This is a genomic window from Pseudomonas sp. B7(2017), assembly GCF_002112745.1.
GTDB lineage: Bacteria > Pseudomonadota > Gammaproteobacteria > Pseudomonadales > Pseudomonadaceae > Aquipseudomonas > Aquipseudomonas ekonensis.
The window spans coordinates 567287-581389 of sequence record NZ_NEIP01000001.1; the positions used below are offsets into that span (position 1 = coordinate 567287).

At 63.8% G+C, this 14103-nt stretch carries 14 protein-coding genes and 1 pseudogene; 7 read left to right on the forward strand and 8 right to left on the reverse strand.

Going from position 1 to position 14103, the window contains the following annotated elements; genetic code table 11:
• The first annotated feature begins 122 nt into the window (after positions 1–122).
• Positions 123–572, forward strand: a complete 450-nt coding sequence (locus CAG29_RS02690) for a cytochrome c (protein WP_085581206.1) — start codon at positions 123–125, stop codon at positions 570–572.
• 61 nt (positions 573–633) lie between these two features.
• Here CAG29_RS02690 and CAG29_RS02695 read toward each other — a convergent pair whose 3' ends face one another.
• From CAG29_RS02695 to CAG29_RS02710, 4 genes are all read right to left on the reverse strand, one after another.
• On the reverse strand, positions 634–1020 hold the full coding sequence (locus CAG29_RS02695; RefSeq protein WP_085580752.1) for a DUF1090 domain-containing protein: 387 nt from the start codon (positions 1018–1020) through the stop codon (positions 634–636).
• A gap of 97 nt (positions 1021–1117) precedes the next feature.
• Positions 1118–2797, reverse strand: coding sequence for an NAD-dependent DNA ligase LigB (gene ligB / locus CAG29_RS02700; RefSeq protein WP_085693831.1), 1680 nt, complete (start codon positions 2795–2797; stop codon positions 1118–1120).
• A gap of 204 nt (positions 2798–3001) precedes the next feature.
• Positions 3002–4192 carry a methionine adenosyltransferase gene (metK, locus tag CAG29_RS02705; protein ID WP_085580748.1) on the reverse strand — a complete coding sequence of 397 codons (1191 nt, stop codon included), beginning with the start codon at positions 4190–4192 and terminating at the stop codon, positions 3002–3004.
• 18 nt (positions 4193–4210) lie between these two features.
• The gene (locus CAG29_RS02710; protein ID WP_085693832.1) at positions 4211–5206 is read right to left on the reverse strand and encodes a metalloregulator ArsR/SmtB family transcription factor; all 996 of its coding nucleotides are present in this window, start codon (positions 5204–5206) and stop codon (positions 4211–4213) included.
• Positions 5207–5477: 271 nt separating this feature from the next.
• Here CAG29_RS02710 and tkt point away from each other — a divergent pair, with 271 nt between their 5' ends.
• The 6 genes from tkt (at position 5478) to fba (ending at position 11777) form a co-directional block, all read left to right on the forward strand.
• A complete protein-coding gene (gene tkt / locus CAG29_RS02715) occupies positions 5478–7475 on the forward strand; it encodes a transketolase (RefSeq protein WP_085580744.1) in 1998 nt (665 codons plus the stop codon).
• Between the two features lie 181 nt (positions 7476–7656).
• Positions 7657–8709 (forward strand): erythrose-4-phosphate dehydrogenase, encoded by a 1053-nt coding sequence (gene epd / locus CAG29_RS02720; protein ID WP_085580742.1) that lies wholly within the window; start codon positions 7657–7659, stop codon positions 8707–8709.
• A gap of 17 nt (positions 8710–8726) precedes the next feature.
• Positions 8727–9890: a phosphoglycerate kinase gene (locus tag CAG29_RS02725; protein WP_085580739.1), complete on the forward strand. Its 1164-nt coding sequence runs from the start codon at positions 8727–8729 to the stop codon at positions 9888–9890.
• 34 nt (positions 9891–9924) lie between these two features.
• On the forward strand, positions 9925–10146 hold the full coding sequence (locus CAG29_RS02730; RefSeq protein WP_085580737.1) for a hypothetical protein: 222 nt from the start codon (positions 9925–9927) through the stop codon (positions 10144–10146).
• 57 nt (positions 10147–10203) lie between these two features.
• Positions 10204–10536 (forward strand): MliC family protein, encoded by a 333-nt coding sequence (locus tag CAG29_RS02735; RefSeq protein ID WP_085580735.1) that lies wholly within the window; start codon positions 10204–10206, stop codon positions 10534–10536.
• Between the two features lie 176 nt (positions 10537–10712).
• On the forward strand, positions 10713–11777 hold the full coding sequence (gene fba, locus CAG29_RS02740; RefSeq protein WP_085580733.1) for a class II fructose-bisphosphate aldolase: 1065 nt from the start codon (positions 10713–10715) through the stop codon (positions 11775–11777).
• A 79-nt stretch (positions 11778–11856) separates the two neighbouring features.
• On the opposite strand, the gene CAG29_RS02745 is transcribed toward fba, so the two are convergent.
• From CAG29_RS02745 to CAG29_RS02755, 4 genes and pseudogenes are all read right to left on the reverse strand, one after another.
• Positions 11857–12108 carry a transcriptional regulator gene (locus CAG29_RS02745; protein ID WP_085580731.1) on the reverse strand — a complete coding sequence of 84 codons (252 nt, stop codon included), beginning with the start codon at positions 12106–12108 and terminating at the stop codon, positions 11857–11859.
• Positions 12109–12277: 169 nt separating this feature from the next.
• Positions 12278–12397 (reverse strand): annotated as a pseudogene (locus CAG29_RS28945) (DUF6124 family protein); the annotation flags it as partial.
• Positions 12398–12574: 177 nt separating this feature from the next.
• On the reverse strand, positions 12575–12928 hold the full coding sequence (locus CAG29_RS02750) for a DUF6124 family protein (RefSeq protein WP_085580729.1): 354 nt from the start codon (positions 12926–12928) through the stop codon (positions 12575–12577).
• Positions 12929–13311: 383 nt separating this feature from the next.
• On the reverse strand, positions 13312–13980 hold the full coding sequence (locus CAG29_RS02755) for a polysaccharide lyase family 7 protein (protein WP_085693833.1): 669 nt from the start codon (positions 13978–13980) through the stop codon (positions 13312–13314).
• Between the last annotated feature and the right edge of the window lie 123 nt (positions 13981–14103).

Below are 14103 nucleotides of genomic sequence, written 5' to 3' on the forward strand. Positions count from 1 at the left end.
GTTCCTGTGCCGGTTGCGTGAATGCTCCATGCGTTCAGGCAACCCGTATTTTTAATAGGGCTATTGGTGTTTGGCGGCCGCGCGAGGATACTGGCCGCCATTTTTCCGTGACCGAAGCCACCATGACACTCAAAAGAATCTCTGTTGCTTTGCTGGCCTGTCTGACCCTGTCCGCCTGCGGCGGCGTCGACCCCAACTCTCCGCTGGGCCAGCGCAAGGCGATCTTCAAGCAGATGCTCAAGACCGGCGAAGACCTGGGCGGCATGCTGCGCGGGCGCATTCCCTTCGACGGGGCGAAATTCGCCGACGGCGCGGTGAAGCTCGATGCGCTGTCCCATGAGCCGTGGAAGCACTTCCCGCAGGTGCGCGAAGAGGATCACACCAGCGCCAAGGACGATGTCTGGCAGAGGCAGGCGCGTTTCCAGGAAATGGCCCGCACCCTTGAGGCGGCCACCGGTGAACTGGTGATCGCCAGCCAAGTGCAGCCCTACAAGGCCAGCAACCTGGGGCCAGCGGTGCAGAAAGTCGAAGATGCGTGCAGTGCCTGCCATAAAGAGTTTCGCGATCACTGATAGCTGACGCGGTTGAATGACCGTGGCGAGGGCGCTTGCTCCCTTGCCGCAGTGGCTCTCGTTACTTGTCCAGTTCGTCCAGCGCCTGCTGCAATTCCTTGCGGGACTCGGCCAGCTTGTTCTTGCGCTTGTCGATCTTCTCCGGGTCGCCCTTCTTCATGGCCTTGTCGAGGTCGGCCTGGCGTTTGCTCACTTCGTGCTTGGCCTCCAGCACCTTGTTTTCGCGTTCCTTCTTCAGGCCGGCGTCGGTGCAGTGATCGGTGACTTCGCGCAGGGCGGTCTCCAGGCCGGCCTGCTGGTCGGCGTTGCCGTGGGCCTTGGCCTGTTCGATCTGGGTGACGATGTTCTGCTTCTTGGCGGCGCAGCCGGTGAGTTCCGGCGCTTCCTCGGCGGCCATCAACGGGGCGGCCAGGAATCCGCATAGGGTCAGCAGGGCAAGCGATTTCATAAAGGCTCCATGCGCTAAGGCATTCGGTTCGGTGGTGCGCTGCGCTGTTGGAGCGCCCCGACGGACATTGGGTTCCCGGCGTGCCGGGAGGCTGTGTTCAGAAGCCGTCGATGCCGGCGGCTTGCAGGGTGTCGCGCAAGGCCAGCACCTGCGGGTCGCGGAAAAAGGCGCTCAGTTGCGCCGCGCGGCCGGGGCCGATGCCGGGTTCTGCCTGCCATTGTTCGGTGTCGCGTTGCGCCAGCTCGTGCCAGGTGCCGTCCAGCGGTGCCTGTCCGGTCGGCGGCATTCCCAAGGCTTTGAGCCAGGTGGCGAACGGCCGCTGGCGGGCTGTGTGAAAACTGTCCAGCAGGCGGGCGCCGCTGCGCTCGCCGAAGCCGGGCATGTTAGCAAGCTCCGGCCCCTTGAGGGTCAACCAATCCAGCAGGCCGGTCAGGCGGCCTGTTTCCAGAAGTTTCTCCCAGGTGCCGCGACCGACATGGGGCAGCCCCAGCCCCTGCTTGCCGCCGAGCCAGGTCAGGCGGGCGAGGAACTGGCTTTCGCAGCCGGGCGTCGGTCGCCAGCAGCTCAAGGCGTGGAAATCGGTTGCCTGCGGAACGGCCAGCTCGACACGCTCGGCCGCGCGCAGGACGACGCCGTCTAGCCGGGGGATGGTCAGGCCGGCCAGGCTGACCGCGACCTGGTCGCCGGGGCGGATGTCCAGCGCCTGCCAGCGCTGGAACGAGCTGACGCTGACCCGTCGGATCTGCCGGTCGTCCAGCCGCACCGGCGCCAGCTCAAGCACCGGTGTGATGCGCCCCGTACGCCCGATCCTGAAATCGACCTTGCGCACCTCGGCCAGGGCCTGGGCGAACGGGTACTTCCAGGCAATGCCCCAGTGCGGCGGCCGTGCCTGCCAGCGCTCGGCCGACGGGCGCCGGTCCTGACGCAGGACGACGCCGTCCGTGGCGAACGGCAACGGCGTGCGGAACCAATGCTCGCGCCATGCCTGGGCGTCGGCAAAGCGTTCGAGGGTGTGGGTGTAGGGCGCGGTCGCGGCGAATCCCAGGGCGGCCAGCGTCGAGAGCCTTTCGGACAAGGCCGAAGGCCCCTGCGGCCAGTCCCAGACGAACAGCCCTATGCCGCCGGCCTCTTCGGCGCCCAGATCCTTGCGGCCCATCAGGCCGGCGACGGTGGCGCGGGCGTTGCGGCCGCCGTCGCGGGACTGAACGTGCTCGCTCAGGCGCCAATAGAGTTCGCCCTGCACCAGCAGATCCACCGGTTCGGTCAGTTGCCGGGGAATGGCGGCGATCTTCTGCGCCGACGCTGTCCAGTCCTGGCCCCGGACTCCGTCGCCGCGGCTGATGGCCTGGTGCAGTCGCCCGCTGCGGTAGATCAGCGTGACCGCGACGCCGTCGACCTTGGGTTGAATCCAGAGGCCTTCGCGGTCGCGCAGCCAGGCTTCGACGTCTTTGCCGTCGTGGCGTTTGTCCAACCCGGTGTGGGCGATCGGGTGAGTGACAGGGCCTGTGGCCGTGCGCAGCGGGTTGGCCGGTGACGGAAGGCCGAAGCACCGGCGCCATTCGTCCAGGCGCAAGCGCGACTGGTCGTAGAGCCCGTCGGCGATCAGCGCCCGGCCTTCGCGGTGGTAAGCGTCGTCCCAGCGGTCGATCTGCCTTTGCAGGACGGCGGTTTCGGTGCGGGCCTTTTCCGGTGGCCAATCGGGGCAGTCGTCGGCGAGGGCGTTCGGGAGGATGAGCATCAACAGCAGTGGGAGCAGCAGGGGCATTGCAGCGGGCATCGTGAGCGTCCTTGCTCAAGGGGAACGCTTGAAGGGTAGGCGGGGAATCCGGGGGCGTCGGGCGGGTGTTTTTCGGGCTGTTTCCGGATGGGCAGATGCGGGCTTTTGGCTGGGGCGCTGCCCGAAGCGGGGAGGGAACCTGCAGGCATGAAAAAGCCCTGCAGGGCGTGAGCCGTGCGGGGCTTTTCGTGTCGCCTGGAGGTGTTACAGGCCGGCGGCGGAACGCAGGGCGTCGGCGCGGTCGGTCTTTTCCCAGGTGAAGGTGCTGAAGGTGTCGTCGCCGACGGTCTTGGTCTGCGGAGCGCGACCGAAGTGACCGTAGGCTGCGGTTTCCTGGTACATCGGGTGCAGCAGGTCCAGCATGGTGGTGATGGCGTAAGGACGCAGGTCGAACACTTCACGCACCAGTTTGATGATCTTGTCGTCGCTGATCTTGCCGGTGCCAAAGGTGTTCAGCGAGATCGAAGTCGGCTGGGCCACGCCGATCGCGTAGGACACCTGGATCTCGCAGCGCTCGGCCAGGCCGGCGGCGACGATGTTCTTGGCCACGTAACGGCCGGCGTACGCAGCGGAGCGGTCAACCTTGGACGGGTCCTTGCCGGAGAACGCGCCGCCGCCGTGACGGGCCATGCCGCCGTAGCTGTCGACGATGATCTTGCGGCCGGTCAGGCCGCAGTCGCCCACCGGGCCGCCGATGATGAACTGGCCGGTCGGGTTGATGTGGAACTGGGTGTCCTTGCTCAGCAGTTCGGCCGGCAGCACGTGCTTGACGATCAGCTCCATCACGCCTTCGCGCAGGTCGTTGTACGACACTTCCGGGTTGTGCTGGGTCGACAGCACCACGGCGTCGATGCCGACCACTTTGCCGCCTTCGTAACGGCAGGTGACCTGGGACTTGGCGTCCGGACGCAGCCAAGGCAGCAGGCCCGACTTGCGGGCTTCGGCCTGGCGCTGCACCAGTTGGTGCGAGAAGGTGATCGGGGCCGGCATCAGCACGTCGGTCTCGTTGCTGGCGTAGCCGAACATCAGGCCCTGGTCGCCGGCGCCCTGGTCTTCAGGCTTGGCGCGGTCAACGCCCTGGTTGATGTCGGGGGACTGCTTGCCGATGATGTTCATCACGCCGCAGGTGGCGCCGTCGAAGCCGACGTCGGAACTGGTGTAGCCGATGTCGCAGATCACGTCACGGACGATCTGCTCCAGGTCGACCCAGGCGCTGGTGGTCACTTCACCGGCAACGATGGCCACGCCGGTCTTGACCAGGGTCTCCACCGCCACGCGTGCGTGCTTGTCCTGGGCAATGATGGCGTCCAGCACTGCATCGGAAATCTGGTCGGCGATTTTGTCCGGATGCCCTTCAGACACGGACTCGGAGGTGAAGAGGGAGTATTCGCTCATCTCGATGTTTTCCTGAATTTACCGATGGTGAGTGTCGCCAGCCGGCCGCTGAAAGTGGCGGACCTGGATCTGGAAACCATTACGTAAGCCTACATAGAGGCTGTCCCCGGGAACGAGTCCCGCAGCGGTGGCCCAACGGGCCAAATCGTCCTGTTCAAACCCCAACCACAGATCACCGCAGGCCTCCCTGGCCCAGCTCTGGTTGTGGCTGCATAACTCTGTCACGAGCAGGCTACCGCCCGGTTGCAGCAGGCTGGCCATGTGCTTGAGCGCTTCGGCCGGCGCGGCGAAATGGTGCAACACCATGTTCAATACCACGCAATCGGCCTGAAGGCTCACACCGTTCAATGCATCGGCCAATTGCAGGCTGACGTTAGCCAGCCGTTCACGAACGCATACCTGACGCGCCAGTTCGAGCATCGCCGCGCTGTTGTCCAGTGCGGTTACCGTGCCGAAACGGCGGGCCAGTTCCGGCAGGAAGGCTCCATCGCCGGGGCCGACTTCGATGGCCGTGGCAGTGCCGCCGAAGTTCAGTTTGTCGAGCAGGGCCAGCACGCTGTCGCGGTACTGCGGCAGGCCTGCGATCAAGTCTTGCTGGGCGCGGAATTTCTCCGCCACCCGTGCGAAGAAGTCCTGGCTGGCCGCCGCCCGTTGCCCGTGCACCTGGGCGATCCGCGCCTGCACGTCGTCCGGCAGGGCCAGGTTGTCGACTTCTTCTAACAATGCCGCGTGCAGCGTGCCGCCCAACAGTTCGGTATGGGGCAGGGCGCGGCGGTAGAAAATCGCGTTGCCTTCACGGCGGGTCGCCACCAGCTTCGCCTGGGCCAGCACCTTGAGGTGATGGCTCATGCCGGACTGGCCGATGCCGAAGATCTGCGCCAGCTCCAGCACGCCGAACGAGTCGTTGGCCAGCGCCCGCAGCACGTTCAGCCGCAGCGGATCGCCGCCGGCCTTGCACAGGGCCGCCAGGTCGTCGCAGGCGTCATGGCGAATCGTAGGCACGCGTAAGTTCATAGGGGCAGCAGTCTAGTGACGGCCGGAAAGCATCGCAAGATCAATATCAAAAAGTTTTGATATTGATCGATGGGTGGTGTTTCCCACGCAATGGTTAACGTTACAGACGGGCGGCGGAAAGGATTCACCCGCCGAAAGCGCCGCCCGGCAGGGGAAAAACGTCTTCAGATGACTATCTGTCATTGCCCCGAGGCGTCCGGGTGAGGGAAAATGCTCGCCTTTTTTCCGTTTCGATTTTTCACCTTCAGCTTCAGAACCCAGGAGATCAGCGATGCCTAGCCGTCGTGAGCGTGCCAACGCCATTCGTGCCCTCAGCATGGATGCCGTGCAAAAAGCCAACAGCGGCCATCCCGGTGCCCCTATGGGTATGGCGGATATCGCCGAGGTGCTTTGGCGCGATTACCTCAAGCACAACCCGAGCAACCCGTCGTTCGCCGACCGTGACCGCTTCGTGCTGTCCAACGGCCACGGCTCGATGTTGATCTACTCGCTGCTGCACCTGACCGGCTACGACCTGTCGATCGACGACCTCAAGGCGTTCCGCCAACTGCACAGCCGCACCCCGGGCCACCCGGAATTCGGCTACACCCCGGGCGTCGAGACCACCACCGGTCCCCTGGGCCAGGGCCTGGCCAACGCCGTGGGCTTCGCCCTGGCGGAAAAGGTGCTGGGCGCGCAGTTCAACCGTCCGGGCCACAACATCGTCGACCACCACACCTACGTGTTCCTGGGCGACGGCTGCATGATGGAAGGCATTTCCCATGAAGTCGCTTCCCTGGCCGGCACCCTGGGCCTGGGCAAGCTGATCGCCTTCTACGACGACAACGGCATCTCCATCGACGGCGAGGTCGAAGGCTGGTTCACCGACGACACGCCGAAGCGTTTCGAGTCCTACAACTGGCAGGTGATCCGCAACGTCGACGGCCACGATCCGGAAGAGATCAAGACCGCCATCGACACCGCGCGCAAGAGCCCGCTGCCGACCCTGATCTGCTGCAAGACCACCATCGGCTTCGGTTCGCCGAACAAGCAAGGCAAGGAAGACTGCCACGGCGCCCCGCTGGGCGACGCGGAAATCGCGCTGACCCGTGAAGCCCTGAAGTGGAACCACGGCCCGTTCGAGATCCCGGCCGACATCTACGCCGAGTGGGACGCCAAGGAAGCCGGCCGCGCCGTCGAAGCCGATTGGGACCTGCGCTTCGCTGCCTACTCCGCCGCGTTCCCGACCGAAGCCAACGAACTGGTGCGTCGCCTGAGCGGCGAGCTGCCGGCCGACTTCTCCGAGAAGGCCGACGCCTACATCGCCGAAGTGGCGGCCAAGGGCGAAACCATCGCCAGCCGCAAGGCCAGCCAGAACGCCCTGAACGCGTTCGGCCCGCTGCTGCCGGAAGTGCTGGGCGGCTCGGCTGACCTGGCCGGTTCCAACCTGACCCTGTGGAAAGGCTGCAAAGGCGTCAGCGCCGAGGACGCCAGCGGCAACTACATGTACTACGGCGTGCGCGAGTTCGGCATGACCGCGATCATGAACGGTGTCGCCCTGCACGGCGGCCTGGTGCCTTACGGCGCGACCTTCCTGATGTTCATGGAATACGCCCGCAACGCCGTGCGCATGTCGGCCCTGATGAAGCAGCGCGTGATCCACGTCTACACCCACGACTCCATCGGTCTGGGCGAAGACGGCCCGACCCACCAGCCGATCGAGCAGCTGACCAGCCTGCGCAGCACGCCGAACCTGGACACCTGGCGTCCGGCCGACGCCGTCGAATCGGCAGTGGCCTGGAAAAACGCCCTGGAGCGCAAGGACGGCCCGTCGGCGCTGATCTTCTCCCGCCAGAACCTGCAGCATCAGTCCCGCGACGCGATCCAGATCGCCGACATCAGCCGCGGTGGCTACGTGCTCAAGGACTGCGCAGGCGAGCCTGAGCTGATCCTGATCGCCACCGGCTCCGAAGTCGGCCTGGCCGTCCAGGCCTTCGACAAGCTGACCGAGCAGGGCCGCAAGGTTCGCGTGGTGTCGATGCCGTGCACCAGCGTGTTCGACGCCCAGGACGCCGGCTACAAGCAATCGGTCCTGCCGCTGCAGGTCGGCGCGCGCATCGCCATCGAAGCGGCCCACGCCGACTTCTGGTTCAAGTATGTGGGTCTGGAAGGCCGCGTGATCGGCATGACCACCTACGGCGAATCGGCACCGGCTCCGGCGCTGTTCGAAGCGTTCGGCTTCACCCTGGAGAACATCCTGGGCCAGGCCGAAGAGCTGCTGGAAGACTAAGGCACACGGCGGTGACCTCCCGGTCACCGCAATTCCCTGTGGGAGCTGGCTTGCCAGCGATAGAGTCCGTTCAGTCAGCACATAGGTTGAAGCGGATGGCCCTATCGCTGGCAAGCCAGCTCCCACAAGGGCTGTGTCGCACATAAGCATTGCGTCTGGTCTGCGTATTATCGAGAACCCCATGCCTCAACCGCGTCCCTACAAAGTTGCACTCAACGGCTACGGCCGGATTGGTCGTTGCGTCTTGCGTGCGTTGTTCGAGCGAGGCGAGAAGGCCGGGTTCGAGATTGTCGCGATCAACGACCTGGCCGACATGGCCAGCATCGAATACCTGACACGCTTCGACTCCACCCACGGCCGGTTTCCCGGCGAAGTGAAGGTCGACGGCGATTGTCTGCACATTAACGGCGACTGCGTGAAGGTGTTGCGCAGTCCCACCCCCGAAGGCATCGATTGGGCGTCCCTGGGCGTCGATCTGGTGCTCGAATGCTCCGGCGCCTGGCACACCCGCGGCGACGGCCAGCGCTTTCTCGACGCCGGCGCGCCGCGGGTGCTGTTCTCCCAGCCGATGGCCAGCGAGTCGGATGTCGACGCCACCATCGTCTACGGCGTCAACCAGGACTGCCTGACCGGCGCCGAGCGCCTGGTGTCCAACGCCTCCTGCACCACCAACTGCGGCGTGCCGCTGCTGCGCCTGCTGGACCGGGCGGTGGGGCTGGAGTACGTGTCGATCACCACGATCCACTCGGCGATGAACGATCAGCCGGTCATCGACGCCTATCACCACGAAGACCTGCGCCGCACCCGTTCGGCGTTCCAGTCGGTGATTCCGGTGTCCACCGGCCTTGCGCGCGGCATCGAGCGCCTGCTGCCGGAACTTGCCGGGCGAATTCAGGCCAAAGCCGTACGCGTGCCGACGGTCAACGTGTCCTGCCTCGACATCACGATGCAGACCGCGAACGACACCGACGCCGCCGAGGTCAACCGGATCCTGCGCGACGCCGCCACCGCCGGCCCGCTCAAGGGGTTGCTGGCCTACACCGAGCTGCCCCATGCCAGTTGCGATTTCAACCATGACCCACATTCGGCCATCGTCGATGCCAGTCAGACCCGCGTTTCCGGCCCACGGCTGGTGAACATCCTGGCCTGGTTCGACAACGAATGGGGTTTTGCCAACCGAATGCTGGACGTTGCAGAGCACTATCTGCAGACAGCGATTCCAACAAACAAGTAATCCAGGAAGTGCGACCCATGACCGTGTTGAAGATGTCCGACCTCGATCTGCAAGGTAAGCGCGTATTGATCCGCGAAGACCTCAACGTCCCAGTCAAGGACGGTGCAGTCACCAGCGATGCGCGCATCCTGGCTTCGCTGCCGACCATCAAGCTGGCCCTGGAGAAAGGCGCGGCGGTGATGGTCTGCTCGCACCTGGGCCGTCCGACCGAAGGCGAGTTCTCCGCCGAGAACAGCCTCAAGCCTGTCGCCGACTACCTGAGCAAGGCTCTGGGCCGCGAAGTGCCGCTGGTGGCCGACTACCTGGGCGGCGTTGACGTCAAGGCCGGCGACATCGTGCTGTTCGAGAACGTGCGCTTCAACAAGGGCGAGAAAAAGAACGCCGACGAACTGGCCCAGCAATACGCCGCCCTGTGCGACGTGTTCGTGATGGACGCCTTCGGCACCGCCCACCGCGCCGAGGGTTCGACCCACGGCGTGGCCAAGTTCGCCAAGGTCGCCGCCGCAGGCCCGCTGCTGGCCGCCGAACTGGACGCGCTGGGCAAGGCCCTGGGCGCGCCGGCCAAGCCGATGGCCGCCATCGTTGCCGGCTCCAAGGTCTCGACCAAACTGGACGTGCTGAACAGCCTGAGCCAGATCTGCGACCAACTGATCGTCGGCGGCGGCATCGCCAACACCTTCCTGGCGGCGGCCGGTCACCCGGTCGGCAAGTCCCTGTACGAGCCGGACCTGCTGGACACCGCCCGCGCCATCGCCGCCAAGGTCAGCGTGCCGCTGCCGGTGGACGTGGTGGTGGCCAAGGAATTCGCCGAAACCGCCGCCGCCACCGTCAAGCTGATCGGTGACGTGGCCGCCGACGACATGATCCTGGACATCGGCCCGCAGACCGCAGCCAACTTCGCCGAACTGCTGAAATCGTCGAAGACCATCCTGTGGAACGGCCCGGTCGGCGTGTTCGAGTTCGACCAGTTCGGCAACGGCACCAAAGTGCTGGCCCAGGCCATCGCCGAAAGCGCCGCGTTCTCCATCGCCGGCGGCGGCGACACCCTGGCGGCCATCGACAAGTATGGCGTGGCCAGTGATATCTCCTACATTTCCACCGGTGGCGGCGCGTTCCTCGAATTCGTCGAAGGCAAGGTGCTGCCGGCCGTCGAAGTCCTGGAAAGCCGGGCCAAGGCCTGAGGCCGCCCGATTGGCCAGGCAAAGGAGTGTTCACATGGTCAAGTCGTTAGCGCTGTTGCTGCTGACCGCTGCGCTGGCCGCCTGCGGGAGCCACCCGCAGGCCGACGCGCAGCCGGACGCCGGCGAGGCGCACAAGGGCTGCTACCAGGCCGACTGGCAAGCCGAAACCAACCCGGTGCTGAACAAGCGCTCGGGGCCGGAAGGCCTGGACAAGTACGAGACGCAAACCCCGGCCAAGGAACAGGGCTGTCCTTGACGGGTCTGACCCTTTAACTCAGGGCCGGCGGCGTGCGCCGTCGGTCGAGGAACACGGATGAAAGGCTTGATCGCCGTTGCGGCGTTGGGATTGTTGGGCGGTTGCGCACAGTTGGGGCTGTTTCAGCCGTCCGCACCGGCGGACGACTGGACAACCTGGACCTGCGACAGCCAGGCCAAGGTGCTGTGGCGCTACACCGATGCCGGGCGCAAGGAAGTCGACGTGCGCCTGGGCGGCGGCGACCAGGTCTACCGCCTGAAGGAAGAGCCGGGCGCGTCGGGTGCGCTGTACAGCGACAACATGCTGGCGTTTCACATCAAGGGTGAGGAAGGCCTGGTCTACTGGGTCGCCACCAATGATCTGATCGGCCGGGGCTGCAAGGCGCAGTGACACGATTGAACGGATGCGCAGAGGTCCGATGCAGGGGTCTTTGCCGTTCACAGGATTTTGGCAACACCGAATCACCGGACCGGGCCTCGACCCCCGATCCGCAATCACTTGAATAGCCGCCGCCGCTCCGGCAGGCTGGCACGATTAACGACCCTAAACCGGGAGAGACACACACAATGGCACTCATCAGCATGCGCCAGATGCTGGACCACGCAGCCGAATTCGGCTACGGCGTTCCGGCCTTCAACGTCAACAACCTTGAACAAATGCGCGCCATCATGGAAGCCGCTGACAAGACTGACTCCCCGGTGATCGTCCAGGCTTCGGCCGGTGCCCGCAAATACGCAGGTGCCCCGTTCCTGCGTCACCTGATCCTGGCGGCCATCGAAGAATTCCCGCACATCCCGGTGTGCATGCACCAGGACCACGGCACCAGCCCTGACGTCTGCCAGCGCTCGATCCAACTGGGCTTCAGCTCGGTGATGATGGACGGTTCCCTGGGCGAAGACGGCAAGACCCCGACCGACTACGAATACAACGTGCGCGTCACCCAGCAGACCGTGGCCATGGCCCATGCCTGCGGTGTTTCGGTGGAAGGTGAGCTGGGCTGCCTGGGCTCCCTGGAAACCGGCATGGCCGGCGAAGAAGACGGCATCGGCGCCGAAGGCGTGCTGGATCACAGCCAGATGCTGACCGACCCGGAAGAAGCCGCCGACTTCGTCAAGAAGACTCAAGTTGACGCCCTGGCCATCGCCATCGGCACCAGCCACGGCGCTTACAAGTTCACCAAGCCGCCGACCGGCGACGTGCTGGCCATCGACCGCATCAAGGAAATCCACAAGCGCATCCCGAACACCCACCTGGTGATGCACGGTTCCTCGTCGGTTCCGCAAGAGTGGCTGGCGATCATCAACCAGTACGGCGGCGACATCAAAGAAACCTACGGCGTACCGGTCGAAGAGATCGTCGAAGGCATCAAGCACGGCGTGCGCAAGGTCAACATCGACACCGACTTGCGCCTGGCGTCCACCGGTGCGATGCGTCGCCTGATGGCCACCAACCCGAGCGAGTTCGACCCGCGCAAGTTCTTCGGTGAGACCGTGAAGGCCATGCGTGATGTGTGCATCGCGCGTTACGAGGCTTTCGGCACTGCCGGTAATGCTTCGAAGATCAAACCGGTTTCGCTGGAAGGGATGTATCAGCGTTATTTGAAGGGTGAGTTGAACGCTAAGGTTAATTGAGACTGGCGTTGAGCTGATTCAAAAGAAACCCGCCGAGAGGCGGGTTTTTTGTGGGCGCTGAGAAACCAGCCAGAGATTTTTACTCGAACAATCCCTCTAGCTCTTCAAGCGTCGGCATGCCCGCCGGAACGACGGTGAGTTCGCAATCGAGAGCGCACAATGCGCGAGCGTAGGCGATCATGCCGACAGATAGGGTGCCTTTCTCGATAGCAATCACTTTGTATCGCGTCAATCGCGCGAGTTCGGCAAGTTGCGCCTGGGTCAGGCCGAGAGCGATACGTTTTCCGCGTATCTGAGCACCAAGTCGGCTGACGAGCAGAATATGATCCATGTGTCGTTAACGTAACATTCGTGAGGGAGTGTTCTTTAAACGGAACACTGAGTTTGATCGAGCTTACGCCTGTGACGATCGAGCGAATGACACCCATAACGGACATTTCCAGTACCGATTGGGCAAAAGTCCGTTACAGGTAACATTTCTCACTGGGTTCCAACCCCAATCACACCTTTAACTCAACATGATCCAGCGCCTGATTCACCGCCAACTCTCCGAGCATCACCACTTGGGCGATGCCCAACGCGGTCTTGCGATAAGGCGTGTCGAGAGTGGCGGCGAAGTTGGGAGAAAGGGGAGAAAGGGGACGGATTTATTTACTGATTAAATAAATCCGTCCCCTTAATACTGAAACGGCTGGCAGGTTGGCATTCACTCTTTCATTTGTGCATCGCTACAGAAAACCCACCGATTGGCGGGTTTTCGATGGCGTAAGTCAGGTGCGTGTCATCCGGTTCGAGCGCTACAGCTTCGGCTCAACGTTATCCAACGCCTGATTCACGGCCAATTCTCCCAGCATGACCAGTTGCGCAATGCCCTGGGCCAGTTTGCGGTGCGGGGTGTCGAGCAGGGTGGTGAAGTGGTCGAGCATGGCGCTGGCCGAGCCGAGGTTTTCGCTGGCGTCGGCCAGCAGGGATTCGGTGGTGTAGGCCGGGTTGGCGAAGTACATGGGGTCGTGGGCGGGGTAGGTGGGCGTGACGGGGTTGAGGTAGTGGTCGAGGGCGCGTTCGGCGGCTTCGTGGAGCTTGCGGGAATCGATGGATTCGTAGGGGGAGGCCGGATCGGTTTCAGGTGGATGAGGTGTCGATTTGATCATTGATGGTTTCTCGGATTGGGCCGCAACCATCTCGCTACTAAACGGAGGGTGGCGGCTGTACGCAAGTTAGTGGACCGGGCAAAACCACCAAATCCCGGCGCACCCGAAGGCGCCATGCGCACAGCCACCATCAAGTGCAGGCTAAGGCCTGACGGGATGACGCTTGTACGGTGGTGGAAGTGCCGGGCTACTAAACCCGATCACTGGAAATCAGTGACGCGAACCAAGTTACCGAGGGCCCCCCAGGCGCACAAGCCGGCGGATTCTGGCGTACCGGTAGGCAGCGGCGCAAGCCGTTGTAGGCCTGGGGACGTAACGCCGGGTGTCCGTAAACAGGCGCGTTTAAGCGCGCTGTCCAAGTCCGGAAATCCCTCGTCACAGGATTACTTGTTGTGATCAATGTCGAGCTTGGAAAACGTCACCTGCCCGCCCTCGCTCGTGTAGCCGGTGTTGTCCTGCACATACACCCCGGCCTTGAAATACAGCGGCTTGTTGCGCCAGGTCGCGCTGATCTGCGAATCCCATTGATAGCCCGCCGCGCTGACGCCCAAGGCGCCGCCGGGGCTCAGGTGGATCAGGTAGTTGAACTCGCGATCCAGTTTGATCCCGGTGGCGAGGGTGATGACGCGGCTTTCGTCCTGGTCCGGGTGGGTGCGCAGCTTGATCACCAGGTTGCCGGTTTCGGTTTTGCTCTTGTATTGGTATTCGAGCTTGAGCATCGGCTTCTGGCTTTCGTAGGCGTGGATCTGGCCGATGACGATCTTGCCGGAGCTGGGCACCTTGTTCACCGCCAAGGTTGCGCGCAGCAGGTTGTCGGCGTCGGGGTAGAACCAGTTGCGCAGGGTGCCGTTGCTGTAGGTCTCGCGCAGTTCGGTGCGCGGGTAGATGGCGTTTTCGGTTTTGGAGCCGGTGACCGGCGACCAGAAGAACAGCGTGCCGGTGTCGGAGTGGAAGTACTGGTCCTTGAAGCCGTTCACCAGTTTGGCGGTGTCGACGGTGTACGGCGGGTTGCCGACGGGAACGCTGAGGTTCCAGGTTGCGAGGTCGATCATGTCGGTGCTTCCGCTGATTTTCGCTGCACGCGCGTGCCAGAAGCTCTAGCCCGCGCCTTTCGGGGGCGGCCTTTATAAGCGCAAGGGTGTTTTTTGTTAACGCCCGCTCGGCGGATGATTGGC